General features: G+C 72.4%; 21 protein-coding genes. 7 read left to right on the top strand and 14 right to left on the bottom strand.

Going from position 1 to position 25335, the window contains the following annotated elements:
- Positions 1-9: 9 nt before the first annotated feature.
- Positions 10-2289, bottom strand: a complete 2280-nt coding sequence (gene tap, locus ACIRRU_RS19340; RefSeq protein WP_403681942.1) for a telomere-associated protein Tap — start codon at positions 2287-2289, stop codon at positions 10-12.
- A 159-nt stretch (positions 2290-2448) separates the two neighbouring features.
- Positions 2449-3357: a helix-turn-helix domain-containing protein gene (locus ACIRRU_RS19335; protein WP_403681939.1), complete on the bottom strand. Its 909-nt coding sequence runs from the start codon at positions 3355-3357 to the stop codon at positions 2449-2451.
- A 152-nt stretch (positions 3358-3509) separates the two neighbouring features.
- On the opposite strand from ACIRRU_RS19335, the gene ACIRRU_RS19330 reads away from it, so the two are divergent.
- Complete coding sequence (locus ACIRRU_RS19330; protein WP_403681936.1) at positions 3510-4550, top strand: NAD(P)-dependent alcohol dehydrogenase; 1041 nt, start codon at positions 3510-3512, stop codon at positions 4548-4550.
- Positions 4551-4732: 182 nt separating this feature from the next.
- Here the strand turns inward: ACIRRU_RS19330 and ACIRRU_RS19325 are convergent, their stop codons facing one another.
- From ACIRRU_RS19325 to ACIRRU_RS19315, 3 genes are all read right to left on the bottom strand, one after another.
- Positions 4733-5854 (bottom strand): AI-2E family transporter, encoded by a 1122-nt coding sequence (locus ACIRRU_RS19325; protein WP_403681933.1) that lies wholly within the window; start codon positions 5852-5854, stop codon positions 4733-4735.
- A gap of 65 nt (positions 5855-5919) precedes the next feature.
- Entirely contained in the window at positions 5920-8130 is a 2211-nt protein-coding gene (locus tag ACIRRU_RS19320; protein WP_403681931.1) for a HelD family protein, read from the bottom strand.
- Positions 8131-8302: 172 nt separating this feature from the next.
- Positions 8303-10195, bottom strand: coding sequence for an RICIN domain-containing protein (locus ACIRRU_RS19315; RefSeq protein WP_403681929.1), 1893 nt, complete (start codon positions 10193-10195; stop codon positions 8303-8305).
- Between the two features lie 148 nt (positions 10196-10343).
- Here ACIRRU_RS19315 and ACIRRU_RS19310 point away from each other — a divergent pair, with 148 nt between their 5' ends.
- Positions 10344-11006 (top strand): TetR/AcrR family transcriptional regulator, encoded by a 663-nt coding sequence (locus tag ACIRRU_RS19310; protein ID WP_363203389.1) that lies wholly within the window; start codon positions 10344-10346, stop codon positions 11004-11006.
- A 130-nt stretch (positions 11007-11136) separates the two neighbouring features.
- On the opposite strand, the gene ACIRRU_RS19305 is transcribed toward ACIRRU_RS19310, so the two are convergent.
- The 8 genes from ACIRRU_RS19305 to ACIRRU_RS19270 form a co-directional block, all read right to left on the bottom strand.
- The gene (locus tag ACIRRU_RS19305; RefSeq protein WP_403681926.1) at positions 11137-12654 is read right to left on the bottom strand and encodes an AMP-binding protein; all 1518 of its coding nucleotides are present in this window, start codon (positions 12652-12654) and stop codon (positions 11137-11139) included.
- The gene (locus ACIRRU_RS19300) at positions 12651-13076 is read right to left on the bottom strand and encodes an acyl-CoA thioesterase (RefSeq protein WP_403681923.1); all 426 of its coding nucleotides are present in this window, start codon (positions 13074-13076) and stop codon (positions 12651-12653) included. The genes ACIRRU_RS19305 and ACIRRU_RS19300 overlap by 4 nt, the downstream gene beginning before the upstream one ends.
- Complete coding sequence (locus ACIRRU_RS19295; protein ID WP_403681920.1) at positions 13073-13411, bottom strand: holo-ACP synthase; 339 nt, start codon at positions 13409-13411, stop codon at positions 13073-13075. The genes ACIRRU_RS19300 and ACIRRU_RS19295 overlap by 4 nt, the downstream gene beginning before the upstream one ends.
- A complete protein-coding gene (locus ACIRRU_RS19290; RefSeq protein ID WP_363203393.1) occupies positions 13401-14366 on the bottom strand; it encodes a hypothetical protein in 966 nt (321 codons plus the stop codon). The genes ACIRRU_RS19295 and ACIRRU_RS19290 overlap by 11 nt, the downstream gene beginning before the upstream one ends.
- A 25-nt stretch (positions 14367-14391) precedes the next feature.
- Complete coding sequence (locus tag ACIRRU_RS19285) at positions 14392-14652, bottom strand: hypothetical protein (RefSeq protein WP_363203394.1); 261 nt, start codon at positions 14650-14652, stop codon at positions 14392-14394.
- Between the two features lie 57 nt (positions 14653-14709).
- Positions 14710-15336 carry a TIGR03086 family metal-binding protein gene (locus tag ACIRRU_RS19280; protein WP_403681916.1) on the bottom strand — a complete coding sequence of 209 codons (627 nt, stop codon included), beginning with the start codon at positions 15334-15336 and terminating at the stop codon, positions 14710-14712.
- A 190-nt stretch (positions 15337-15526) separates the two neighbouring features.
- Positions 15527-16891 carry a PLP-dependent aminotransferase family protein gene (locus tag ACIRRU_RS19275; RefSeq protein ID WP_403681914.1) on the bottom strand — a complete coding sequence of 455 codons (1365 nt, stop codon included), beginning with the start codon at positions 16889-16891 and terminating at the stop codon, positions 15527-15529.
- Between the two features lie 4 nt (positions 16892-16895).
- Positions 16896-17846 carry an alpha/beta hydrolase gene (locus tag ACIRRU_RS19270; protein ID WP_403681911.1) on the bottom strand — a complete coding sequence of 317 codons (951 nt, stop codon included), beginning with the start codon at positions 17844-17846 and terminating at the stop codon, positions 16896-16898.
- A gap of 516 nt (positions 17847-18362) precedes the next feature.
- Between ACIRRU_RS19270 and ACIRRU_RS19265 the strand changes: the two genes are divergently transcribed.
- Together ACIRRU_RS19265 and ACIRRU_RS19260 are read left to right on the top strand one after the other, a co-directional pair.
- Positions 18363-19442, top strand: a complete 1080-nt coding sequence (locus ACIRRU_RS19265) for an alpha-hydroxy acid oxidase (protein WP_403681909.1) — start codon at positions 18363-18365, stop codon at positions 19440-19442.
- Positions 19443-19830: 388 nt separating this feature from the next.
- A complete protein-coding gene (locus tag ACIRRU_RS19260) occupies positions 19831-21171 on the top strand; it encodes a class I adenylate-forming enzyme family protein (RefSeq protein WP_403681906.1) in 1341 nt (446 codons plus the stop codon).
- Here the strand turns inward: ACIRRU_RS19260 and ACIRRU_RS19255 are convergent.
- On the bottom strand, positions 21141-21806 hold the full coding sequence (locus ACIRRU_RS19255; RefSeq protein WP_403681904.1) for a 4'-phosphopantetheinyl transferase family protein: 666 nt from the start codon (positions 21804-21806) through the stop codon (positions 21141-21143). The genes ACIRRU_RS19260 and ACIRRU_RS19255 overlap by 31 nt on opposite strands.
- A 17-nt stretch (positions 21807-21823) precedes the next feature.
- On the opposite strand from ACIRRU_RS19255, the gene ACIRRU_RS19250 reads away from it, so the two are divergent.
- The 3 genes from ACIRRU_RS19250 (at position 21824) to ACIRRU_RS19240 (ending at position 25172) form a co-directional block, all read left to right on the top strand.
- Positions 21824-22087 carry an acyl carrier protein gene (locus ACIRRU_RS19250; RefSeq protein WP_363203401.1) on the top strand — a complete coding sequence of 88 codons (264 nt, stop codon included), beginning with the start codon at positions 21824-21826 and terminating at the stop codon, positions 22085-22087.
- A 173-nt stretch (positions 22088-22260) separates the two neighbouring features.
- Positions 22261-23910 carry a class I adenylate-forming enzyme family protein gene (locus tag ACIRRU_RS19245; RefSeq protein ID WP_403681901.1) on the top strand — a complete coding sequence of 550 codons (1650 nt, stop codon included), beginning with the start codon at positions 22261-22263 and terminating at the stop codon, positions 23908-23910.
- Positions 23907-25172: a beta-ketoacyl-[acyl-carrier-protein] synthase family protein gene (locus ACIRRU_RS19240; protein WP_403681899.1), complete on the top strand. Its 1266-nt coding sequence runs from the start codon at positions 23907-23909 to the stop codon at positions 25170-25172. The genes ACIRRU_RS19245 and ACIRRU_RS19240 overlap by 4 nt, the downstream gene beginning before the upstream one ends.
- Positions 25173-25335: the final 163 nt, after the last annotated feature.

Here is a 25335-nt window from a genome sequence, read left to right as displayed (position 1 = left end):
CGGCTTGTCCTACTCTCCGCCGTCGGCGGCATCGACGCCCTTGATGTGCCGGGCCGGATTGTGCCCCTCGTCCAGCATCCGCACGGCCCACAGCAGATCCTGGGTGCCCTCGTGCTTCACCATGCCGGGCGACACCCCCAGCCGGAACGAGCCGGGTGCGGGCTTCCCGTCAGGCGTACGGGGCAGCACGTCGAGCGGGGAGGGCCCGTCGGCGAGGTAGACGGCGCAGTCCGACAGCAGCGCCACCGGAACCGATGCGGCCGCGGCCAGGACGAGACTGCCTTCCGGGACGGCCCCCGCACCGGTGGCGATCGCGGTCTTCAGGATTTTGCGGTGCATGTTGACCCGCGCGGAGGCGACGACCGCGGCCCGGATATCGGGACGCCACGTCGCCCGCTCCAGCGCGGGCCACCGCTCCCCGGGGCGGTACCCGGCGCCCTGAGGCCGCTCGCGGAGCTTGCCGATGCCGCCCTTCACCGTCGACTTGATCGCCGACAGCACCATGGCCGCTCCGGCGTCGCCTTCCTGGCGACCGGCCATCGCCGCCAGAAACGCCTCGTCGTCCAGGCCCGGTGGGACACCGAGCTCGGCCATCGTGGCCTTGTACGCCTCGCTGAGGTGCTTGTACCAGGGGTCGAGATACGGCCCCGACTCCGGCCGGATCCACGCCTCCAGCGGGGCGAGCGCGACCGGCAGCCGGTGCGTCGCGACCAGTTCGTAGGCGTACGCCACCGTCGGCGTGGTGTACCAGGCGGGCCCCTCGGGTCGGCCGCCGTGCGGGGTGAACGGCGACGGCAGCCTCGGGTCCAGCTCGATGCCCGAGAGGTCGATCAGCCAACTCCCCGGCACCGCCTTGTCGAAGGCGGGAGAAGAGACATGGACGGGTGCGCCGAGGCCCACGGGGAGCCGGTTGGCGGCGGCGAGGAACGCGGTGTTGACGTCGATGCCGACCGCGTACCGTCGTTCGCACTCGGCGTCCGTCAGCAGCTGCGGATCCCGGATCCAGTCGAAGGCCTCCTCGTCGAGCACCTCGCCCGGGGTACGCCGGTGGCCCCGCGGGAACAGGGCTGCGACGACCGGGTGTTCGTCGGGAGCCTCCGGGGGCGCCGGGTCGACGGCGCCCGGAAGGGACCCCGGCACCGGTCCGGAGACCCAGCTTCCGGTCCCCTCGTCCCGCACGGCCCGGGTCGGCGGGCGCAGGGCGGTCATCAGCTCCAGGCCCGACACGGCGGTCGACCCGCGCGGCGTGATGACACGCCGGGCGAACGCGCAGAGCACCGCGGCCAGTTCCCCGGGCGGCAACCGGTCCGCGGCCCCCCAGGAGCGGGCGTCCAGCGCGCCCCAGGGCAGAACTGCGAACTGCACGCAGGCGCGCTGCCCGGAGTGCGCGGGCCGGTAGACCCGGGCCCAGGGGCCGAAGCCGCGCCGGGTGAGCTGCCACTTGGCGCGGGCGAGCTGTTTGAGGGCCGGATGGCCGTCGGGCAGCCGCAGCCCCCTGCGATCCTCCAGCTCCGCCGGCAGCCCGAACCGTTCGGCCGCCGACGCGGTGAGGACGACGAGCGGGTCACCGTCCTTGCCGTGGCGGTGCAGCCGGGGCGAGCCGAGACCGCCCTCCGCCAGCGTCCACGCCACCAGCTCGGGCAGGGTGGAGGCCGGGCAGTCCAGGACCAGGCCGTCCGCGCAGTACAGCGATCCGTCCCCGTCCAGCACGCCGACGGGCCCGTGCGCGAACGCGTCTCCGCCGGTTTCACGGGAGCCGGTCCCGGCGGGCGAGAACCGCGGCGTCCGGGCTGCACCGGGGGGCTCCCGGAGCGTGGCGGGGGATGGGGAGGGGGACGGCTCGGTGGCTTTGGGAGCGGCCTCGGCCGCCGGGGCTGAGGGCGACGGTGCGTGTTCCACGGGGCCGGGCGCGGACGGCGTGGGCTCCGCGGGGCCGGGCACGGGCGCCGTCACCGGAGCCGCCGGGTCGGCCGAAGGGGCCGGTTCGACCGAAGGGTCCGGGTCGGCAGCGGCCGGTGCAGGGGACTGCGGGGGATAGAGCGCGGCCAGTTGTTCCAGGAGCCGTGCGTACGCCTCACGCTGGGGCGCGCGCGGCTCGGTCCTGCCGCTCTCCCACGAGAGGACCGTGGCCCGGCGGACCTTGAGGGCTGACGCCACCTGTTCCTGACTCAGCCCGTGCGCCTTGCGCAGCCGTTCGCGTTCGGCGGGCGGGGGCAGGGGCGACTGCCCGGCGATCAGGGCGTCGACGGCATCGAACAGTTCGGACAACAGGACACCTCCGCTCCGCATCGTAGCCGCGGAGCGCACTTCTTCCGTACATCACGCGTACGGGCGGGGGTGTCACGGCCGACGGCTCACGGCCTGCCAGCCACCCTCCGCCCCCCCGGGGACCCTGCTCCCCGCCATCCCCCGGCCCGGTCAGGCAGACGGCCGGGGCTGTCCGCTGTCTCACGCCCGCCGCGACGACTCCGCTCCCCGGCGCGCGTCCGCTCCCCAGCTCGCCAGCAGGCGCAGGGCCTGGGCCGACTCCGAGTCCGGTTCTGCGTGGTAGGTGACCAGGTGCTGTTCCTCGTCGTCCGGCAGGTTCAGCGTCTCGTACGACAGGGTCAGCTCCCCGACGAGCGGGTGGCGGATCAGTTTGACGCCGTGGCCCTTCTCCTTCACGTTATGGGTGGCCCACAGCCGGCGGAACTCCTCGCTCTTCACGGACAGCTCGCCCACCAGGGCCGACAGCTCCGGGTCGTCCGGGTGGCAGCCCGCGTACAGGCGCAGATAACTCACCATGTCCGAGGCCTTGGAGTCCCACTCGACGTACAGGTCCCGGTAGTCGGGGGAGAGGAACACGAGCCGCGCCCAGTTGCGCTCGGCGGGCGGCAGGGCGCCCCAGTCTCCGAACACGGCCGCCGCCATGGGGTTCCAGGCGAGGATGTCCGAGCGCGCCCCGGAGACGTAGGCCGGAATGCCGTCCATGGCCTCCAGGAGGTAGCGCAGCCCGGCCCGCACCTGCTGGACCCGGGCCGGGCGGCGCTTCTTCTTGTGCTGCCCCGGCTTGGCCAGATGCGTCAGATGCGCGTGCTCGGCGCCGGTCAGCCGCAGCGCGCGGGCGATCGCGTCCAGCACCTCGGCCGAGACGTTGCGGCCGTTGCCCTGTTCCAGGCGGGTGTAGTACGCCACGGAGACGCCCGCCAGCTGCGCCAGCTCCTCCCGGCGCAGCCCCGGGACCCGCCGGGCCCGCCCGAACTCGGGCAGTCCCACGTCCTGCGGCCGGAGCCGGGCCCGCCGGGTGCGCAGGAACTCGCTCAGCTCGGCGCGGCGGTCCAGCGGCTCGGGGGAGGAGGGGGCGGGCTGCTCGTTCATACCTTCCAGTATTCCTGGTCGCACGCCCGGCAGCCTGTCCCTGCCGGTAGTAGGACCACTGGACGTAGGCAAAGCGGTGACCTGGGTAAACAGAGACCGCCGCGTGATGCTGGAAGCGTTCCTGACGCATCACCCAGAGGAGAACCTCCGGCATGACCACCGTTGCCGCATACGCCGCTCCCCGTGCCAAGGCCCCGCTGGAGCGCACCACGATCGAGCGCCGCCCGGTGGGCGAGTTCGACGTCCTGATCGACATCAAGTACGCCGGTATCTGCCACTCCGACATCCACCAGGCCCGCGACGGGTGGGGCGAGGGCATCTTCCCGATGGTGCCCGGCCACGAGATCGCCGGGACCGTCGCCGAGACCGGGTCCGGCGTGACGAAGTTCAAGGTCGGCGACCGCGTCGGCGTCGGCTGCATGGTCGACTCCTGCGGACAGTGCGACGCGTGCCGACTCGGCCGCGAGCAGCACTGCGCCGAGGGCAACACCCAGACGTACAACGCGCTCGACCGCAGCGGTGAGCCGACCTACGGCGGCTACTCCACGCACATCGTCGTGCGCGACGCGTTCGTCGTCTCCATCCCCGAGGGCATCGCCCTCGACGAGGCCGCGCCGCTGCTCTGCGCGGGCATCACCACGTTCTCGCCGCTCAAGCGCTGGGGCGCGGGCCCCGGCAAGAAGGTCGCGGTCATCGGTCTGGGCGGTCTCGGTCACATGGGCGTCAAGATCGCGCACGCCCTCGGCGCCGAGGTCACCGTCCTGTCCCAGTCGCTGCGGAAGAAGGACGACGGGCTGAGGCTCGGCGCCGACCACTACTACGCGACCAGCGACCCGAAGACCTTCGAAGAGCTGGCCGGGACCTTCGACGTCATCCTGTCCACCGTCTCGGCCCCGCTGGACTTCGGCGCCTATCTCGGTCTGCTGCGCACCGACGGGACCCTGGTCAACGTGGGCGCGCCCGAGGAGCCGATCTCGTTGAACCTGTTCTCGCTTATCAACGGCAACCGTTCGATCGCGGGCTCCGCGATCGGTGGCATCGCCGAGACCCAGGAGATGCTGGACTTCTGCGCAGTGCACGGTCTCGGGGCAGAGATCGAGGTCATCGGGGCGAACCAGGTCAACGAGGCGTACGAACGGGTGCTCGCGAGTGACGTCCGCTACCGCTTCGTGATCGACACGGCGACGATCTGACCCTCCGGGCGACCAGCCCGGTGATCACGCGTCCGCCCCGGCCCCCGCGAGGGACCGGGGCGGACGCGTTCGCGTCAGCGCGGGCGGCCCGGGGCGCCCACGGGCTCGCTCGCCCGGCCGCCGAGGCGTTACGCCGGGGCGGGCGGGCGAGGCCGGGCCCGGGACACCGGCCGCTCGGGCCCTTACGCGGGGGCGGGCGATTCGGCGGTCACGGTGTCGCCCTCCGGGGCCTCCGGCTCCCCGGGGGCGCTGAGCTGTTCGCGGATGTAGTTCCAGACGACCGCGATCACCGCCGCGATCGGCACCGCGAGCAGGCTGCCCACCACTCCGGCCAGGCTGCCGCCCAGCGTCACCGCGAGCAGCACGACCGCCGCGTGCAGCCCGAGACCCTTGCCCTGGATCATCGGCTGGAACACGTTGCCCTCCAGCTGCTGCACCACGATGATGATCGCCAACGTGATCAGCGCGTCCGTCAGCCCGTTGGACACCAGGGCGATGACCACCGCCACGAAACCGGCGAACAGCGCGCCCACGATCGGCACGAACGCCGAGACGAACGTCAGCACCGCCAGCGGGAGGACCAGCGGCACCCCCAGAATCCACAGACCCAGCCCGATGAACACCGCGTCGAGCAGCCCGACGAACGCCTGGGACCGCACGAACGCGCCCAGGGTGTCCCAGCCCCGCTCGGCCACGGCCGGAACGTCGGTCGCGAGCCGTCCCGGCAGCTGACGGGTCAGCCACGGCAGGAAGCGGGGCCCGTCCTTGAGGAAGAAGAACATCAGGAACACCGCGAGCACCGCCGTGACCACCCCGTTGACCACGGTGCTCACCCCGGTGACGACGGTCGTGACCATGCTGCCGACACTGTCCTGGATCTTGGCCGTGGCGCTGTCGAGCGCCCCGGTGATCTGGTCGTCGCCGATGTTCAGCGGCGGCCCCGCCGCCCACTCGCGCAGCCGCTGGATGCCCTCCACCACCCCGTCGGCCAGCTCACCGGACTGGGAGGCCACGGGCACCGCGATCAGCGCCACGGTGCCCGCCGCCAGCAGCAGGAAGAGCACGGTCACCGCGGAGGCGGCGAGCGCGGGCCGCCAGCCGCGCCGCCGCAGGAAGCGGGCGACCGGCCAGGTGAGCGTCGTGAGGAACAGGGCGACTATCAGCGGCCAGACGACCGACCACATCCGGCCGAGCACCCACAGAGCGACCCCGGCCATCACCAGGACCAGCAGCAACTCGGCGGAGACACGGGCCGATGTGCGCAGAGCGGCGGCCGTTTTCGTCGAACTCAGGGGCGAAGACATGGCGTCACCCTATGGGCTTCCCGGCCCCCTCCCGAACCGTGCTCGCGCCGGGCGCCGGGAAGGCCTCACCGCAACGCCCGGGGCAGCTCCTCCCGGTGGACGATCCCCAGACGCTGGGTGGCCTGGGTCAGCGCCACGTACAGATCGCTCGTGGCGAACCGGGCGGGCTCCACCACCAGCACGTGGTCGAACTCCAGCCCCTTGGCCTGGCGCGGCTCCAGCAGCACCACCGGGCGCGCGAGATCGGGCGCGGCCCCCGGCGTGACCCCCGGGAGCGGGGCGGCGATCTCCTCGTGCAGCGTGCGGGGGGCGATGACCGCGAGGCGCCCCTCCCGGGGCGTCAGCTCCGCGACCGCCCCGGCCACCGCGCCCGCCAGGTCGTCGCCCGCGTCCCGGGTCCAGGGCTTCTCACCGGTGGACCGCACCGAGAGGGGCGAGACGAAGGACGGGTCCCGCTCCCGGACGACCCCGGCGGCCAGCTCCATGATCTCCGCGGGCGTACGGTAGTTGACCTTCAGGGTGACGTGCTCGAAGCGGTCCCCGACGTACGGGCCGAGGATCTCCCGCCAGGAACGGGTGCCCGCCTCCTCGGAGGTCTGGGCCGGGTCCCCGACCAGGGTCAGCGAACGGGTCGGGGACCGGCGCATCAGCAGCCGCCAGGCCATCGGGGAGAGCTCCTGCGCCTCGTCGACGATGATGTGGCCGAACGCCCAGGTGCGGTCCGCCGCGGCCCGTTCGGCGGCGGTGCGGTGGTCGGTCTCCTCGTGCCGCTCGGCCATCCGCTCGGCGTCGATGATGTCGTGCGCGGCGAGCACCTCGGACTCCTCGTCCTCGAACTCGTAGCTCTCCGACCCGCGCGACAGCTCCAGGACCCCCTGCGCGTAACCGATCCGCTCCTGCCGTACGGCCTCGGCCGCGGCCCGCTCGGCGCTGTCGTCGACGCCGAGCAGTTCGGCGGCCTCGTCCAGCAGCGGTACGTCGGCGGGGGTCCACCGGCCCTCGCCCGGCGCGCGCCGGAGGGCGTCGGCGTCCTTCTCCGGCAGGTACACCGGCTCGGCCAGGAAGTCGGTGAGGAACCCCTCGGGGGTGAGCGGCGGCCACAGCTCCTCCATGGCCGCGTGCACCTCCTTGCTCCGGGCGATGTCCCGGCCGAGCAGGGCGACGTCGTCGGGTCCCAGAAAGTTGGGGCCGCCGTGCGGGTCGGCGCCGATGCGCTCGGCGAGCTGGGCGGTGAGGGCGTCGATGATCCGGAAGACGAAGTGGGGGCGGGCCGGGTTGTGGGGGAGCCGGGTGTCCCGGGCCGCCTGCCTCGCCTCGTAGGCGATCTCCCAGTCGATGACCAGGTCGCCATCGTCGTGCGGGACGACCACCGGGGCGCCGGGTTCGGGCAGCCGCTGACGGTCGCGTACGGCCAGGGCGAGCGCCTCGGCCATCCGCTCGCCGCCCTTGACGGCGGCGGCGCGCGCCGTGTCCCTGCCGGTGGCCCGCACCCCGGGGAACAGCTCGGCCGGCGTCGACAGGAGCACCCCGGTCTCGCCCAGCGCGGGCAGCACCTCGGAGATGTAGCGCAGGAAGGCCGGGTTGGGCCCCACGATCAGCACCGCGCGCCTGGCCAGGAGCTCGCGCCGCTCGTAGAGCAGGAACGCGGCCCGGTGCAGCGCGACGGCCGTCTTCCCCGTTCCGGGGCCGCCCTCGACGACCAGCACCCCGCGGTGCGGCGCGCGGATGATGGCGTCCTGCTCGGCCTGGATGGTCCGCACGATGTCGCCCATCCGCCCGGTGCGCGCCGAGTTCAGCGCCGCGAGGAGAACGGTGTCTCCGTTGGGGTCCTCGAAACCGGTGCGGTCCTCATCGCCCAGATCGAGGATCTCGTCGTGGAGTTCGGTGACACGCCGGCCCTCGGTGGCGATGTGGCGGCGCCGGCGCAGCCCCATCGGGGTGTGTCCGGTGGCGAGGTAGAAGGGACGCGCCACCGGGGCGCGCCAGTCGATGAGGACCGGGGTGCGCTCGCCGTCGTCCTCCCGGACGCCGACGCGGCCGATGTGGTGCGTGAGACCGTCGCGGCGGTCGATGCGGCCGAAGCACAGAGAACCGTCCACGGCGTCGAGCGCCGCCAGCAGACCCGAGCGCTCCGCGAGGAGGATGTCGCGCTCCAGGCGTGCCTGCTGTCCGGTCCCGACCGGAACCAGCGCCTGCTCGACGCCCTCGGCCGCACCGCCCCGCAGGGCGTCGACCCGGGCATGGAGCCGGTCGATGAATTCCTGTTCTTCCCGCAATTCGTCGCTTTCCCGGTTTGACAAAATAGCTCCCCACCGGATACATTGATTCTCATAAGGCCCCCGAGCGGGGCCTTTCTGCGTGTGAGCAGAAGAATCCAATATACGCGCGACAATCCCCGGCACGCAATTACGCGCCGGGGATTTCCCGTGTGCGGGGGCGGCTCCCGGATCAGCGGGTCAAGGTGAACGCCTGGGCGGCGGACCCGTCGCAGGGCTGCTGGGCGAGCCGGGCCCCGTCCGCCGTCGAAGAGCCGTTCACGGTCAGGCACTTGCCGCTGTGGCGGGCGGCGAAGCGGAACTGGCCGGTCGAGCCCAGCGGCTCGGCCCGCCACTGCTGGTTCGTGCCGCCTGCGTAGGACCACAGATGGACCCTCGCGCCGTCGGCGGTGGCCCCGGAGCCGCCGTCGACGTCCCAGACCCGGGAGTTGTGCCGGTTCACCACCTGGTGGTGGCCGCCGTCGGTGGGCCGGAACTGCCAGCTCTGGTTCGCCCCGGTCCCGCAGGCCCACTGCTGGAGCGCCGTGCCGTCGCCGGTGCCCCAGTCGGCCGCGTCCAGGCAGGCGCCGCTGCCCGCGTTGCGCACCTGGTACCAGGCGGCGGGATCGATGGAGCCCGTCGGCGGCTGGGTCGGGCTCCCGTCCCAGGTGAAGGTCGCCACGGCACCGGCGGGCAGGGTGTGGACCAGTGACTTCCCGTTGTCGGTCAGCGAGAACCGCTGGGCGCCGGACGCGGTGTTGACGACGACGGCGGCCCGGCTGCCGTCCGGGTTCTGGAAGACGACGTTCTGCACCCCGCCGGCCCCCTGGCTGGTGGAGCCGATGCGGGTCGCGCCGGGCCTGATGAACTTGGTGACATGGCCCAGAACGTAGAACTCGGCGTTCCGGGTGACCTGACCCCCGGCGATCTCCACGACGCCGTTGCAGCGGTTGCCGCAGTGCCCCTGGTGCGGGCCGCCGTTCCGGTCGAGGGCGAGATTCCAGTTGACGACCGTCTCACCCCCGTTGCGCATGTTCTGCACGACGAGGTTCTCCGTGTGCCACCGCAGCGTGTCGCCGAACGTCGAGGCCGCGTTCGCGCTGTCGGTGCCCGAGCACTCGGTGAAGAAGACCCGCTTTCCCGCGTTCACGATCTGCTGCTGCGCGGCTGGCGCACCGCCGTAGCAGTGGAAGGCGGCGCCGATGACCCGCTGGATGCCCCCGATGCGGGAGAAGACGTCCAGCGGATAGTTCGGGTGATCCCAGTTGTGGTCGTAGGCGAGGATGTTGGTCGGCAGGTTCGCGGCGGTGAGCGTGCGGTCCAGGACCTGGAGGAAGGCGGCCTGCTCCGCCGAGGTCATGCTCATGGACGGGTAACTCGTCGCGAACTCCGGCTCGTTCTGCGCGGTGAGGTCGGTGAGGGCGATCCCCTCCTGCGCGTACGCCCGGATCGCCTTCACCAGGTAGTCGGCGTACGCCTGGTAGTGCTCGGAGCGCAGGCTGCCGCCGTTGAGGGAGTTGCCGGTCTTCATCCAGGCCGGAGGCGACCAGGGCGACCCCATGAACCGGATGGCCGGGTTGACCGCGGTGGCCTGCTTCAGGACCGGGATGATCCGGGCGCGGTCCCGGTCGATGGAGAAGGACCCGCGGGTGTCCTCGTAGGTGTACGCGTTGGAGTCGGCGTCGAAGTCGGTGCTGCCCAGGGGCTGGCGCAGATAGTTCAGCCCGATGCCGTCGCCCTCCGCGGAGAACAGCGACCTCAGCAGCGAGGTGCGCTGGGCCTGCGGGAGACCTTGGACGAGCTGGGCGGAGGCGCCGGTCACCGAGGCGCCCGCGCCGGTGAACCTCTGGGCCCTGGCCGAGGCGTCGACCCGGATGTCGACACCCTGCGGGGCGCCGGTGAACGGCACGCCTCCCTCGGCGGTGAGCTTCTTGCTCCCGTCGGCGGTGGTGACCCACACCTGGGCGACCGGATCGGCCGCTCGGGCGGTGGTGGCGGTGGCGTCGGCGCCGAACGCGGCGAAGGCCAGGACGAGCGCGGCACCTGCCGCGCGGGCTCTGCGGCGCGGGGGACGGGGGTGAGGCATGTGCGGCTCTCCTTCGGACGGGTGGTGCGCGCGATCCCGGCGCGCACAGCGGAGGGGCAACCGCATGAAACCACACCCACTAAGTGGTTAGTAAGTAGTCGGTCGACACCTTCCCCACCGCCGTTCCGGGCGGGCTTAAGCTGATCCGGTGACCAACCAGGAAGTGGACAGACCGGCTCGCCGTCCCGCGGGGCCCCGCACCCCGCGCAGCCCCGAGGCGCGGCAGCGGCAGCAGGACATCCTGGCGATCGCCATGGACACCTTCGCCGCCCGCGGCTACAACAACGCCTCGCTCGCCGAGATCGCGGACCGCGTCGGCCTCACCCAGGCGGGTGTCCTGCACTACTTCCGCTCCAAGGCCCAGCTCCTCACCAGCGTCCTCGAACTGCGCGACCGGGCCGACATCGAGCAGCTGGGCACGGACCGCCCCCAGGGCCTCGACTTCCTGCACCACCTGGTCGACACCGCGCTGCGCAACGCCGAACGCGAAGGCATCGTCCGCCTCTACACGGTGCTCTCGGCGGAGTCCGTCACCGACGACCACCCGGCCCAGGACTACTTCCGCGACCGCTACGACGGTCTGCGCGCCTTCGTCGTCGACGCACTGCGCGAGACCTGTGAACCGGCCGCCGAACGGGCGGAGATGACGGAGAACGCGGCCAACGCGATCATCGCGGTCATGGACGGCCTCCAGGTCCAGTGGCTGCTCTCCCCGGGCTCCGTGGACATGGCCGCCTCGACCGAACTCGTGGTCTCCTCGCTGCTCGCCGCCCTGGCCCCCGAACGCTTCGGCCCCGCCACTCCCCGCTGAGACGCCGCAGGGGGCGGGGCCGATCGGACCGTTCGTCGGCGGCAGCCGATCGCCCGGCCCTCGGGCCCGGCCGGCCGTGTGGGCGCCGCGGGTTCGCGCGGGGGCACACGGCCGGCCCTGGCCGCCCGGTTCAGCCGAGCGCGCCCTCTTCGAGCCGCGTGAGCATATGGGCGCGGGCGGGCTTCCCGCTCGCCGTGCGGGAGAGGGCGCTGTGCGCCACCGCCATCACCCGCTCCGGAGCCGCACCGAACTCGGCGGCCACCAGAGCGGCCAGCCGGTCCGTGTCGACCGTCCGCCCCCGCTCCGGCACGACGAGAACGGCGAAGGACTCTGTGCGGGGCAGGACCACGCACTCCGCCACTCCGGGAACCGTCGCCGCCACCTCCTCGACGTCCGTGGCGAAGACGTTCACGCCGCCGACGCAGACGCGGTCGCCCCGGCGGCCGCTGAGGTGCAGCCGCCCCGCGTGCAGGGACCCCAGGTCCCCGGTGTCGAACCAGACGGTGCGGTGGTCGGTGGTCCCGTCGTACCCGTCGAACAGCGTCGCCCCGCGCAGCCGCACGGAGCCGACCTCACCGTCCGCGCAGTCGCGGCCCGCCTCGTCCACGACGCGCAGGTCCAGGCCCGGCATGGTGCCGCCGAGACACGCCGTGGTGGTGGTCCCCTCGGTGCGAAAGGCGGTGGCGGTGTCCGTGTAGCGGTGCGAGGTGGCCATCAGCGCCGCCTCGGCGAGCCCGTAGCAGAACACCAGGGCCCCCGGGTCGAAGCCCCAGGGCCCCACGGCGTCCAGAAAGGCGCCCACCGACCGCGGCCGGATGGGCTCCGCCCCGCAGAACACGGTGCGCCAGCTCCGGAGCAACCCGGGATCGAGACCCTCCCGGCCGTCCGCCGCCTCCGTCATCCGGGCCGCGAGGTAGCGCAGCATGAAGTCGGGGAAGGCGCTGTGCACGCTCTCCGCCTCGCGCACCAGCCGCAGACCCGCCAGGGGCCTGCGCAGGAAGGCCCCCGGCTCCTCGACCACCAGGCCGATGCCCCGCACGAGCGACGTCAGCACCCCGATGAGCCCCATGTCGTGATGGAGCGGCAGAGCGATCAGCCCCGCGTGGCCGGGCTTCATGCCCGCCACGGCCCCGATCGCCTCGATGTTGCCGAGCACGGCCCGGTGGCTCAGCGGGATGGGACGCGGCATACCGGTGGAGCCGCTCGTGTACTGGACGAACGCGAGTCCGTCCCGTTCGCCCGGCTCCGGCCCCCGGGCGGAGCGCGGCCGCAGTTCCAGCCGCAGCTCCGTCAGTCCGGGGCCGGAGAGGCGCAAGGCGTACCGGGCGCCCTGCTGCTCCGTCACCATCGCCACGTAACTGCCCATCATCGCCCCCGGGACGCGTGGCTTCACCGAGACCGGGACCGCGCCCAGGTGCATCAGCCCCAGCAGGGCCAGCACCCCCTCGCGGGATCCGGTGACGCGCAGCAGCACCCGGTCCCCGGGACGTACGCCCTGGTCCGCGAAGCCCCCGGCCGCGGCGGCGATCTGCTCGGCGAACACGGGGTAGGTCAGCTGCTCCCGCGCGGCGGAGGTGCCGAAGGTGACCGTCGCGTCCTGCCGGTGGGCCTGGGCGGCGACGGCCTCCTGGAGCGTGTTCACCGTCATACGGCTCTCCCCGGGATGTCCAGCAGTGCCTGGAGGTCGGCCCGGTGGACCCGTTTGGTGTCCCGGTCCACGAGCCCGAGCCGGACCCGGCCCCGGGCGACGACGGTGCCGTCCGGCCGCTCGATGTCCTGGGTCAGGGTGAAGCTGTACGTGGACTGCCCGGCGAACGCTGTGCGGACGACGACCGACCCCACGGGGTCCCAGTCGACGGCCTTCAGATAGTCCAGCTGGAGCTGGAGCACCACCGCGACCAGGGTGCTGTCGCGCAGATCGACCCCCAGGGCGAGCCCCCACTGCCAGCGGCCCGCCTCCAGGATCTGGACGTGCACACTGTTGTTGAGGTGTCCGGCCCAGTCGAAGTCGTTGGACCGCAGGGCCACTTCGCAGGTGTGCGGGACGTCCAGCGGTGTCGTGACGCTCATGGCGCCTGCCCTCCTCTCTCCGCCGGTGCGGCCAGCAGTACGACCACCGCACCGGCCGTGTCGCCGGTGTGGCTGATGGACACCTCCACGGCGAGACTCCGCCGGAGCTGCCACGCGGCGATGTCCCCGTGCAGCCGTATCCGTGGCTCCCCGGCGGCGCCGTACACCACCTCGACCTCGGGAAAGGTGTGGTCCGGGGCGCCCCCGAGGGAGCAGAGCGCCTTGACGAAGGCCTCCTTGGCCGAGAACAGTCCGGCGAGCGAGGCGTGGGGGTCGGGCCGGGAGCGGCAGTGCGCCCGTTCACCGGCGGTGAACAGGGCGCCGCTAGCGAGCAAGTGCGGCTTCGCGCGAAGCTCCGCCACGGACTGCAAGTCGAATCCGGTCGACATCGTTCGAGCGGAGGCTGGCGAAGTAGGCACGCTTGAGGTCCTCGTACGATGTGATCTGGATTCCGGTCACCTCGCGGACCAGGGCGAACACGCTGGTCAGCTTCTTGGCGTGCACCGACCCCTCGTGCAGGGCGTCGTCGGCGAGGGCGAACTCCTCCTCACCGCTGCGGGTCCGCTCCCACCAGTTCACGTGCCCCTGGCGCTCGGTCTGGGAGTCGCGCGCGGCGCCGTAGGTCTCGCCGCCGTCCGGCCGGACCCAGGTGTAGGCCATCGACAGGACGTCCTTGAGGGGGTAGACGCCGGAGTCCACCAGGGCCTTGGCGAAGGAGGCGAAGTACTGGCGGTGCTGCACCTCGTCCTTCATGACGGTGTGGAAGACGTCCCGTACGAGCGGGTCCTCGGTGGTGCGCGACTGCCAGCCGTAGGACACGCACGCCTCGATCTCCACGCACGCCTGGAGCATGCAGACACGGGCGTAGTTGTCCGCCGGGAGGGGGCCCCGGCACTCGATCACCTCCTCCTCGTCGATCGGGTCGATGCCCGCCATCTCCATCAGCCGGCCGAAGGCGATCTCGTGGTGCGCCTCCTCCTCCAGCCAGTACCGTGCCGACCAGGCCGCGGCTATGTGCAGGATGTCGGAGCCCAGCGGGTTCGACTCGCGGATCTCGCCCGCGAGCTTGACGCCGTCGACGGCCAGCCGGATACCGGCCGGCTGGGTGGTCAGCTCGGCGCGCGAGGCGTGCCACAGGGCCGCCCGGTCACCGGCCTTCGGGCGGTCCAGGCGGCGGCCCTCGAAGAGGATGTCCGTCCCCCAGCGCCGCTGCTCGTGGTAGCTCTGCTGGACCCGCAGGACGTCGGTGACGGTGGCTCCGGCGCGGAGCTCCTTGACGATGTCGGTCATGATCAGCACGGTTCGCGCCTTCCGGTCAGGAGGAGGTGGTGGCGAGCTGTTCGGCGAGCGCCGAGACGACGTCCTCGGCGGTGTGGTTCAGCGTCATCGTGGGCAGCTCCACGTCGTCGTCGAGTCCCGCGTCGGCGAGCGCCCCGGCGAACGCGTCCAGCAGGTCGATGGAGTTGATCGCGCTCGGCGAGGCGACCAGCACGGCCGACAGCGGCTGACCGGCGAACACCTCCTCCTGCGGCAGGCCCAGACGGCGTGCGACGTTGGCTCTGAGGTCGGCGAGCATGCGTGTCTCCCTGTTCGGGTCGGTAAGGGCGTACGGGTGGGGGCCGGGCGGGCGTGCTCAGCCCCGCGGAGCGGTGAAGGGCCGATGAGCCGCGTCCGCGGTCCAGTCGGGCGACCGGCCGAGTGTGGTCAGGACCAGGTCCAGGACGTCCGCGCCGGGCGCCGCGAGCAGCGCCGGGCGGAACAGCGCCGCGTCGCCGAGGCGGCGTTCGTCGTCGGGGACGCGCAGGGCGAACACCAGGGCCGCCTCGGCGATCTCCTCGTCCAGCTCCAGACCCACCCCGAGGGTCCGGGCCAGATCCCAGCCGTGGACGACGTGGTCCAGGAAGTGGAACCCGATCGCGACCGAGGAGGGGAAGCGGACGGTGTCGCTGATCTCCGGGAGGACGAACTCCCGGTTGAGCACGGTGGACGGGGCGAAGGCGTCGAGGACCTTGTCCGCCGCGGTGCGGTAGGCCGCCACCAGGTCGTCGCCGAGGTCGCCGGGCCGCCATACGGAGAGGTCGGCCCCGTTTCCCGCCGCGGCGGCCGCGAAGCCGTGGTGCTGGCCCGTCATGTGGGCCACGAGCTGACGCAGCGTCCAGTCGGCGCACGGAGTGGGCCGTTCCCAGTCCGCGGGACCGGCCTGCTCCAGGACCCGTACGGTCTCCAGCACGGCGGCGCGGTCCAGCTTCCGGACGTCCATACGGAACCTTTCGGCGAGTGCGGACCCAGGCGGATGTCTCCTGACGGAGCCCGCCAACGAGAACACATTAGCACGATCGTGCGTTTAGTTAGTGCCTCCCGGAGAGACACCGGCGAAAAGGCGCCGCGCCCCAGGGGCGGAGGTGCCCGGCCCCCCGGCCGGACACCTCCGCCCCGCGCGCGGCCGGGTGCTACCGGACCGGCCCCGCCGCCCGCTCGGAGATGAACGCGGCCAGCCGGGTCACGCCCTCCGTGACCTGGTCAGGGGTCAACGAGCTGCACGAGAGCCGGAGTGTGTGCTCCCCGCCGCTCCCCGGATAGAAGTCGCTCATCGGCGTCCAGAGCACGCCGAAGTTCCGTGCCGAATCCTCCAGGGCCTTGGCGTCGGCGAGGAAGGGCACGTCGACCACGAGGAAGAAGCCGCCGTCCGGCCGGTTCCAGTCGATACCGAGCGACTCCCGCCGCGCGGCCGGGAAGTGCCGGTCCAGCTCGGCCAGGAGCGTGTTCATGTTGGCCCGGTAGAAGGCGATGGCCTCGGCGTTCGCCTCACGCAGCCGGAAACCGCAGTCGATGAGCAGCCCGCCGACGACGGCCTGGCTGATCGCCGAGGTGTTGACCGTCGTCATGCTCTTGATCTTGGACAGCTGGTCGGCGAGCAGCGACCGCTCACCCGCCGCCCCGATGACCTCCTGATCGGCTACCACGTAGCCGACGCGCGCCCCCGGCAGCGCGGTCTTGGCGAACGAACCGAGGTGCAGCACCCGCCGCTCACGGTCCAAAGCCTTCAGCGTGGGCCGCGCGGTCCCCTCCCGGACGAAGAACCCGTAGGGGTTGTCCTCCAGGATCAGCAGATCCTCATCGGCGGCGACCTCCAGGAGTCGTTCGCGGGCGGCCACGGTCATGCTCGCGCCCGTCGGATTGGCGAAGTCCGGCACGATGTACAGCGCGCGGGGCCGCCCCCCGGCCGCCCGGGTACGGCGGGCCGCCTCCGCGATCGCCTCCGGGTCGGGCCCCTCGGGCCCCTCGGGGACCGGGCGCACCGCGATGTCGAGGAGCCGGGCCGCGCCCGTGGCCCCGATGTAGCAGGGAGAGCTGATGAGCAGCGTGTCCTCGGGCCGCGCGAACAGGGCCCGCAGGACGAGCAGCATCGCCTCCTGGCAGCCCGTCGTCACCACGACCGACTCCGCGGCAACGTGGATGTCCTCGTCGTTGGCGAGCGTCCGGGCGATCAGCTCGTGGATGATCCCGCCCGTCCGCCCGTACTGGAAGAGCTGGGTGCGCACCCGCTCCCCGGGCCAGCCGAGCTCGCGCTCCAGGTACTCGGTGTAGATCCGCAGGAAGTACGCCAGGTCCTCCGTCGCGAAGGAGCCCTCCGACGGTCTGCCCGGGGCGAAGGAGAGCGCTTCAGGGAAGCGCGAGACGACCTCGTTGAGGAAGTTCATCGCGTCGAGCACCGGATCGGTGAGGGACCCGTGCAGCTCGTCGAGTCCGAGCACCGGGGCGCGCCTCGTGGCCGCCGTCGTCCCGCCCGGCACCGCCGGGGATGTCTCGTTCAAGGGATCAGCCTCTCGTGGCGGCACGGGCGAAGGCCCCGCGCAGATAGTCCGCGGCCTGGGCCACGGCGCGGCGGCCCGCGTCCAGCGTGCCCGCCATGGCGAAGAAGCCGTGGGTCACGCCCTGGTAGCGCGCCGACTCGACCGGCACGCCGCTCTCCCGCAGCCGGGCGGCGTACTGCTCGCCCTCGTCGCGCAGCGGGTCGTACTCGGCGGTGATCACCAGTGCGGGCGGCAGTCCGGAGTGGTCGGGTGCCCGCAGGGGTGAGGCGAGGGGGTGGCCGCCGTCCCCGGGGGAGGCGAGGTAGTTGTCCCAGTACCACTGGACGGACCTGCGGTTGAAGAGCAGCGGGTCGGTGCTCTCGCGCAGGGACGGGGTGTCCGCGAACTGGTCGGTGTTGGGGTAGACGAGCAGCTGGGCCAGCAGCTCCGGACCGCCGGCGTCCTTGGCCATGAGCGTCACGGCGGCGGCGAGATTGCCGCCCGCGCTGTCGCCGCCGACGGCCACCCGGGAGCTGTCGCCGCCGTACCGCCCGGCGTGCTCGACGGCCCAGCGCACGCCCGCGAAGCAGTCGTCGGGAGCCGCCGGGAACTTGTGCTCCGGGGCGAGCCGGTAGCCCACCGCGACGGTCAGACAGCCGACGGCGTTGGCCAGGGACCGGCAGATCGCGTCGCCGGTGTCCAGGGAGCCCAGCGTCCAGCCGCCGCCGAAGAAGTAGACGAGCACCGGCAGCGGGCCCTCGCCGGACGGCCGGTAGATCCGGACGGGGAGCGGCCCGCCGGGGCCGGGTATCGACACGTCGGTCACCTGGCGCACCGGCTCGTGGGTCCCCGCGTCGGCCCGCACGGCGGCGAGGTCGGCGGCGCGGGCCTCCTCCAGCGTCAGGGTGTAGAGCGGCCGGACGTCCTCGGCCGCGCGCCGGTCGTACAGCTCCTGGAGCTGTGGGTCAAAGGGCATGGTGCCTCCGGTCCATGGTGCGCGGTCGGACGGGACCGCTGAGGGGACGGTGTCGGGCGGTGCGGTGTCAGCGGGTGCCGGGCGGCGGTGAGGCATCGGTCACGGTGCTCGCTGTGCGGGCTTCCGCCGCCGTGCACCCCGGCCACCGCGTCAGGCTCGGCCCCCGCACGCGTCGTGCGGCGGCTCGGCCTCGGGGCCGAACCGGGCGGACGGGGTGTTCTCGCCGGGCCCGGGGCCCGGACGAGCAGCGTTGCGGGAAGGCCCTTGAGGCCTTCGCCCGATGTGATGCCGACGGACTGATGGAGGGTCAACCACATTGCCGCGCACCCCTGTTGGGTCATGCCGTCGGCGCACGTCGCTGTCACGCGACCTCCTCGATCTCTCCTGCCGGACCCGCGACGTGGCCCGGCCACTGTACTAAGTGGACGACCGTGCTGTCATTGTGCGAGAGTACGGTAAGCGTACGGTCGTGCGGTTAACTCAGCACGCGGATCCAACCATCGGCGGGGGAGCGGGATGGCGGCGTTGACGCTTGACGGGTACGAGGCTGCGGCGAAGGAGCGCCTGGCCCGTCCGGTATGGGACTTCATCGAGGGCGGCAGCGGCACGGAGTCGATGCTGTCGGCCGCCAGGGACGCGCTCGACAGGATGCGGCTGCGCCCGCGCTGTCTGGTGGACGTCTCGGTCTGCGATCCCGCCACCTCGCTCCTCGGGGCGTCCCTGGCGGCTCCGCTGGGCATCGCGCCCATGGCCTACCACCGGCTGGCGCACCCCGAGGGCGAGGTGGCGACCGCCCGTGCGGCGGGCGCCGCGGGCGCTCTGCTGGTGGTGAGCATGTTCGCCAGTCGCGCCCTGGAGGACATCGCCGCGGCCGCGACCGGCCCGCTCTGGCTCCAGCTCTACTGGCTCAAGCGCCGCGAGGCGATGGTGGAGCTGATCCGGCGGGCCGAGAAGGCCGGGTTCCAGGCGCTGGTGCTGACCGTGGACGCTCCACGTGTGGCGTACCGGCCGCGGGACGCGCGTAACGGATTCGCCCTGCCCGAGGGAATACGGGCCGTCAACGTCGACCCCTCGCTCATGTCCGCCTCGCACGGGGGGCGCGCGGGGGAGTCGGCCATTGCGCGGCATTCGAAGGAGCAGTTCGACCCGTCCATTACCTGGGCCGATCTGGAGTGGTTGCGGGAGAGGACGTCGCTGCCACTGGTATTGAAGGGCGTGCTGACCGGGGAAGACGCCGAGCTGGCGGTCAAATACGGGGTCGAGGGGATCATCGTCTCGAATCACGGAGGCCGCCAACTGGACTTCGCCAGGCCCGCAGCCGACGCCCTTCCGGAGATCGCGGAAGCGGTCGACGGGCGGTGCCGGCTCCTTCTGGACGGCGCCGTCCGGCACGGCGCCGACGTGGCGAAGGCGCTGTGTCTGGGCGCCGACGCGGTTCTCGTCGGCCGCCCGGTCCTGTGGGGTCTGGCGCACTCCGGTGCCGAGGGGGTCGCGGGCGTCCTGGGTGCGCTGGCGGACGAGTTCACCGAAGCGATGGCCTTGATGGGCGCTCCGCGCGTCAAGGATTTCGTAAGTTCGAGAATTGTTCATTTCTGAACCTAAATTCTTTTGAATGCCATCCGGCACCCTCCGGCGCTTTCACCGGCGCCGAAGGGTGATTCGGCATGTTCGCAATAGGGCTCCCGTGCGGGTGCCTAATCTCTACTCGCAAGTATTAATCCGCAGAAGGTTTCACTTGATTACCCGGTGGTAGTGCGTGACGATGGTTCTGCCGCCAAGGAAACGAGCGCGGCAAGAATGTCCGGCAGATCCAGGACGCAGTTGTCCAGTGGATTGCCAGCACTTTCCGAAAACTTTGGGATGGGTGGGGATTCCTGTGGGGGGAACGGTGCCTATAGGGCCCGTTTGCGCCGAGGGCGCCTGGGTCGACGACGTATTACTCAAGGGGGACGGGCGGGATATCGCTCTGCATCTGGACGGACCGGTGAGCCGGGACGAATTGCGGCGGCTCGTCGACGAACAGCAGCGGTCCTTATCGGCGGCCGGACTGACCGCCGGAGGCACGCTCGCCGTACGGCTGCCGCCCTCCCTGAGCTGCGTCGTCGCGATGCTTGCCGGATGGCGCGGCGGAGCTCAGGTGGCCCTCCTCGACTACCGGCTGACGACGCACGAGGTCGGCAAGGCGGTGGCGCGGCTGGCACCTCAGCTGGTCGTCGAACCCGTCGCCGACGTCACCGGCACACTGCGCGGCTTCTTCGACGTCGACGCCCGTACCACCCCTCTGCGCGGCGGCCGGCCGGCCGCCTCGGACCACGTCCTGCTGCAACTCAGCTCCGGGTCCACGGGCCCCTCCAAGGTCATCGGCCGCACCGCCGGCAGCCTCCTCACGGAGCTGGACCGGTACGCCGCGCTGGAGGGCTTCCCCGGCCGCGGCGAACGCACCGTGGTGCTCGCCTCGATCGTCCACGTGCTCGGCCTGGTCGGGGGACTGCTGCACGGACTGGCCGCCGGATCCGAAGTGGTCCTGCCCGCACGGCAGACCGTCGACGGCATCCTCAAGGCCGTCGCCGCGGGGGACCGCCCGACGACCATCCTCGGGGTCCCCTCGCAGGCCGCCGTACTCGCCGCGGCCCGGACACCACCCCGGCTGCCCCATCTGCGGCGCATGATCACCGGCGGCGAGCTCGTCAAGGAGAGCGTCCGGGAACGGTTCACCACCGGCTACGGCGCCGAACTGGGCGTCATGTACGGCATGACCGAGGCCGGGGTCATCGCCACCGACCTCACCGGAGCCGACCGCCCCGCCCTGACCCCCGCACCGGACATGCCGGTACGGGTGGAGAACGGGGAGATCCTCCTCGGCCTGCCCGAGAACCCCTACGTCGGTCTGAGAGACCCCACCCGCTACGTCGAGGGCTGGCTGCGTACGAAGGACGCGGGCACCTTCGACGACGCGACCGGGCTGCTCACCGTCCACGGACGGCTCGACTCGCAGGTGTCCATCGGCGGACTCAAGGTCGACCTCACCGAGGTCGAGGCGTCCATCTCCGCCCTGCCGGGCGTCAGCGAGGCCGTCGTGGTGCACGGCACCGGCATCGAGGCCTTCGTCATGGTGGACGAACAGGCCGTGTTCGACGGCCTCGCCGGAAGCGTCGCCGCCCGGCTGGCCCCCTACAAGCGGCCCCGCTCGCTCAATCTGCTGACCGAACTGCCGCGCACCGCGACCGGCAAGCCGGTGCGCGACGCGCAGGTCCTGCGGGCCGCGGCGAAGTCCGCCGCCACCCCGTCACCGGCTCACTCGCACGCGGCGGGGGAGACCCGGTGAACCCTGACACGGGCCGCGCCACCACCCTCACCCTCTGTCCCGACGCGCTGGGCGACACCGATGACACGGCGCCCGCCGTCGACGAGAACGGCCGCCGAAGCGACCTCCGGGTCGGCGGGCAGCGGCCGTAGCACCGGGGGCAGGTCCCCGACCGGCGGCCACGCCTCCGGAAGCGGAACCCGACGGCTCATCCCGCCCCGGCGAAGGCCCCGGCCGAGCGCCTTTCCCACCGACTCCTTCTGCGTCCACAACCACAGGAACGCGGCCGGGCGCTGCTCCTCGGCCAGCGCCGTCACCCAGGCGGCCTCGGCCGGGTCGAGCCAGGCCCGCGCCATCGCCTCGGCGCGCAACCGCCGTACGACCTCCACATCCACCCCGACGCAGGCCCCGCCGGTCAGTGCGACAGCCAGAGCGCCACGTCCATGCGTGACGCTGATCCGCACCGCGCTCCCGGCCCCGCGAAGCACCGGGCGGCCGCTCTCCTCATGCTCCAACCAGATTTCGGACGGCGGGACGTCGAGCATCCCGGCCGCGGCCCGCACCAGCAGGGTGTGTGCCTTGCGGCGCTCGTCGCCGTCCGCGGTGCACCACAGCACCGTCACCGTGTCCGGGTCCAGTCCCGGGCGCCCATCCATGAAAAGGAGTCAATCAAATGTCCACCGAGGTTGAGAAGTTCATCATCGAGGCGCTGAAGAACATGAACTACGACGTCACCGATGTCACCGGCGAGACCCCGCTGGGCCCGGCCGGTCTGGACCTCGAGTCCCTCTCCGTCGCCGAGGTCGCCATCCAGGTCGAGGACACCTACGGCGTCAAGTTCGAGGAGGACGAGATGGAGACCGTCGCGCTGTTCACCGTCGCGGGCCTCGTCAAGGAGATCGTCGACCGCGCCTCCGCCACCGCCGCCGCCAAGTGACTCCAGGGCCACGGGCCCACGGGAAACGCCCTTCCCGCCCGCGTGCCTCCCGGCACCGGCGGGTGAGGGCGGCCCGGAACCGCTGAGCGGGGCGGACCCGGGCGCGGCCTCGCCGCTCACCCGCAGGACGCCGCACGCAAAGAGTCCGATCCAGGAAGTAGGGACACCGGGGAATGAATCCGAAGAACGAGCGCGCCGAATTCTCGGCCGACCGGAGACTGGGCGTCGGCAACGTGCTGACGGAGCTTCTCGCCCGGGGCACCGGTCTGCACGCGCCGACCCTCACCTTCGACACCGAGGTGGACGGCCACCCCGCCTGGCAGGCGCTGACACTGGCCGAACTGGGCGAGCGGGTGGCGTCCCGCGCCGCCGCCCTGCACGACCTCGGCGTCAGGCCGCGGGACCCGGTCGCCGTCTTCGTGACGGCCGGCGCGGACCAGGTGCTCAGCTATCTGGCCCTGGCCCGCCTCGGCGCGATACCGGCCCTCATCAACGGCAGGGTCCCCGTCGAACAGGCCGGCGAGTACATCAGACGCCTCGGCGCGGTCGGCGTCATCGCCGACGTCCCGCACTGGGACGCCCTGACCTCCGTGGGCAACGGGACCCCGCTGCTCGCCGACCCGGCCGACCTCGGCAAGGGCGACCCCGCCGCGGCCCCGGCGCCCTACCGGCACCACGGCGGGGAACCCGCCGTCATCACCCACTCCTCCGGAACGACCGGCCTGCCCAAGGCCGTCATCCACTCCCACCACAGCCTCTTCGCGGCCATCCGGCACCGGCTGACCCTCCCCAAGGGACAGGGCATCGACCGGATGCTGGGCGCCCTGCCGTCCGCCCACGCGGCCACGGTCATCGCCGTCAACCTCGCCCTGACCAACCGCGCCCAGCTGGCCGTCCTCTCCCAGCAGGCGGGCGGCCCGGTGCTCGACGCCATCGAGTCTTGGCAGCCGCACAGCGTCCTCGGCTTCGCCACCACCTGGTCCGAGCTGGCCGGTGAGGACCTCACCCAGCGCGACCTCAGCTCCGTCAGCACCTGGTGGAACACCGGCGACTGCGCGCACGAGGCCCACATCCGCAAGCTCATCGCCGTCGGCTCACGGCAGACCATCACCGCACGCGGACGCGAGCGGCGCACCGGGTCGTTCTTCGTGGACGGCCTCGGATCCTCCGAGATGGGCCACTCCCAGTTCTTCATCACGCACACCCCCGAGACCACCCGCTACGGCCGGTGCATCGGAAAGCCGCACGCCTTCTCGGACGTCGCCGTCGTCGACGACGACGGGGAGAAGCTCGAAACCGGCCAGGTGGGCCAGCTCGCCATCAACGCCCCCACCCTGTCGCTCGGTTACTGGAACGACTCGGTGACCACCTACCGCACCCGCCGCGACGGCTACTTCCTCACCGGTGACCTCGTCTACCGCGACGCGGAGGGCTACTACTACCACGTGGACCGGCTGGTGGACGCCGTGGACATCGGCGAGGGCCACAAGCTCTACACCATGCTCTGCGAGGAGCAGGTCCTCGCCCGGTGCGCCGAGGTACGCGAATGCACCGTCGTCGCCGTCCGGACCGAGGACCGGGTGGCCACCTCCGTACTGATCCTCCTGGACCCGGCGGCCGACCAGGAGGCCGACCGGACCGATGAGGTCATCGCCGCCCTCGACCCGCGGGTCGCCCGCACCGTCGAGCGCGTGGTCGTCGTCAGCCCCGACCTCATCCCGCTCGGCGCGACCGGCAAGGTCCGCAAGATCCTGCTGCGCCGCCGCTTCCTCGACGGGGAACTGTTCGGTACCGCGACCACGGGCCAGGAGGCGGCGGCATGAGCGGACCCACCCCGGAGACGCGGGCCGTCATCACGGGACTCGGCACCTTCACCCCGCTCGGCCGCGGCGCGGCCGACACCTTCGACGCACTGCTGCACGGCAAGTCCGGGCTGCGCAGGCCCCCCGAGGGCCACCTCCTCGACGGCAGCGTCGGCGTCGCGGGCATCGCCCCGGACATCGAGGCGAGCGAGGTGCTGCCGCCGAGCGAGGGCCGCCTCGTGGACCGCTACGCGCTGATGGCCCTGGCCGCGGCCGACGACGCGCTGTCCGACGCCGGACTCGTCGTCGGCAGGGACGTCGACCCGCACCGGGTCGCCGTCGTCGTCTCCAGCGGAGCGGGCGGTCTGACGACGTACGAGGCACAGACCCAGGCCCGCACCCAGCGCGGCCCCACCGCCGTCAGCCCCTACCTCCTGCCGGGCATGCTGCCGAACATGGCGGCCGCCCGTATCGCCATCAAGTACGGGATCCGGGGCTGGAGTTCGGCGATCGCCACCGCCTGCGCGGCCGGCGCCCACGCCGTTGCCGAGGCCGCCCGGCTCATCCGCTACGGCGAGGCCGACGTCGTGGTGTGCGGCGGCGCCGAGGCACCGCTCAATCCCACCTCCGCACTGGCCTTCGCCCACGCCAGGGCACTCGCCAGCGGCTGGGACGACCCCGAGGCGGCCAGTCGCCCCTTCGACCGCCGCCGCAACGGCTTCGTGCTCGCCGAGGGCGCCGGTGTCCTGGTCGTCGAGCGGGCCGCCCACGCGGACGCGCGCGGCGCGGCGGGCTACGCCGACCTCCTCGGCTGGGGCGCCACCACCGACGCGCACCGGCCCACCGCGCCCCGGCCCGACGGCGAGGGCGCCGCACACAGCATGCGCGGGGCGCTCGCCACCGGCGGGCTCGGCCCCGAGGACATCGGCTACATCAACGCCCACGGCACCGCGACCAAGCTGGGCGACATCGCCGAGACCAAAGCGGTCCGCGCCGTCTTCGGCGACCGCTCCCCGGCCATCAGCAGCACCAAGTCGATGACCGGCCACCTCCTGGGCGGATCCGGTGCGGTGGAGGCGGCCTTCACCGCCCTCGCCCTCTCCCGGGGCCAGCTGCCGCCCACCCACAACCTCGACGAGATCGACCCCGCCTGCGACGTGGACCACGTGCGCGGCGAGGCCAGGGCGGTGCCCGTCGAGGCCGCGATCTCCAACTCGTTCGCCTTCGGCGGCCACAACGTCAGCCTGCTGCTCGGCAGGGCCAGTACCCGTAAGAAGCGCTGAGGGGTGTCTTGCTGATCATGCCGGGCCGGCGGGGCCTGGTGCCGCACCTCGCGTCGTCGTCGGCCGCCGACGCTCCGCGTCCACTCCCTCCTCCGCCTGGCGATGCACGACACCAGACCCCGCTCCCTCATCCGGCCTGATCACCAACACACCCCCAGAGAAA

Source organism: Streptomyces sp. NPDC101181, assembly GCF_044767975.1.
Taxonomy (GTDB): Bacteria; Actinomycetota; Actinomycetes; order Streptomycetales; family Streptomycetaceae; genus Streptomyces.
Note: the sequence above shows the minus strand (reverse complement) of the source record. Positions and strands in the feature narration are given on the sequence as shown.

Bases quoted from the DNA above. Each gene is read 5' to 3' on its own strand.
- ACIRRU_RS19265 (WP_403681909.1), top strand. From the start codon at position 18,363: ATGGCGGCGTTGACGCTTGACGGGTACGAGGCTGCGGCGAAGGAGCGC.
- ACIRRU_RS19285 (WP_363203394.1), bottom strand. From the start codon at position 14,652: ATGCTCGCCGACCTCAGAGCCAACGTCGCACGCCGTCTGGGCCTGCCG.
- ACIRRU_RS19300 (WP_403681923.1), bottom strand. From the start codon at position 13,076: ATGAGCGTCACGACACCGCTGGACGTCCCGCACACCTGCGAAGTGGCC.
- ACIRRU_RS19315 (WP_403681929.1), bottom strand. From the start codon at position 10,195: ATGCCTCACCCCCGTCCCCCGCGCCGCAGAGCCCGCGCGGCAGGTGCC.
- ACIRRU_RS19270 (WP_403681911.1), bottom strand. From the start codon at position 17,846: ATGCCCTTTGACCCACAGCTCCAGGAGCTGTACGACCGGCGCGCGGCC.
- ACIRRU_RS19305 (WP_403681926.1), bottom strand. From the start codon at position 12,654: ATGACGGTGAACACGCTCCAGGAGGCCGTCGCCGCCCAGGCCCACCGG.
- ACIRRU_RS19280 (WP_403681916.1), bottom strand. From the start codon at position 15,336: ATGGACGTCCGGAAGCTGGACCGCGCCGCCGTGCTGGAGACCGTACGG.
- ACIRRU_RS19250 (WP_363203401.1), top strand. From the start codon at position 21,824: ATGTCCACCGAGGTTGAGAAGTTCATCATCGAGGCGCTGAAGAACATG.
- ACIRRU_RS19240 (WP_403681899.1), top strand. From the start codon at position 23,907: ATGAGCGGACCCACCCCGGAGACGCGGGCCGTCATCACGGGACTCGGC.
- ACIRRU_RS19255 (WP_403681904.1), bottom strand. From the start codon at position 21,806: ATGGATGGGCGCCCGGGACTGGACCCGGACACGGTGACGGTGCTGTGG.
- ACIRRU_RS19325 (WP_403681933.1), bottom strand. From the start codon at position 5,854: ATGTCTTCGCCCCTGAGTTCGACGAAAACGGCCGCCGCTCTGCGCACA.
- tap (WP_403681942.1), bottom strand. From the start codon at position 2,289: ATGCGGAGCGGAGGTGTCCTGTTGTCCGAACTGTTCGATGCCGTCGAC.
- ACIRRU_RS19330 (WP_403681936.1), top strand. From the start codon at position 3,510: ATGACCACCGTTGCCGCATACGCCGCTCCCCGTGCCAAGGCCCCGCTG.
- ACIRRU_RS19335 (WP_403681939.1), bottom strand. From the start codon at position 3,357: ATGAACGAGCAGCCCGCCCCCTCCTCCCCCGAGCCGCTGGACCGCCGC.
- ACIRRU_RS19290 (WP_363203393.1), bottom strand. From the start codon at position 14,366: ATGACCGACATCGTCAAGGAGCTCCGCGCCGGAGCCACCGTCACCGAC.
- ACIRRU_RS19245 (WP_403681901.1), top strand. From the start codon at position 22,261: ATGAATCCGAAGAACGAGCGCGCCGAATTCTCGGCCGACCGGAGACTG.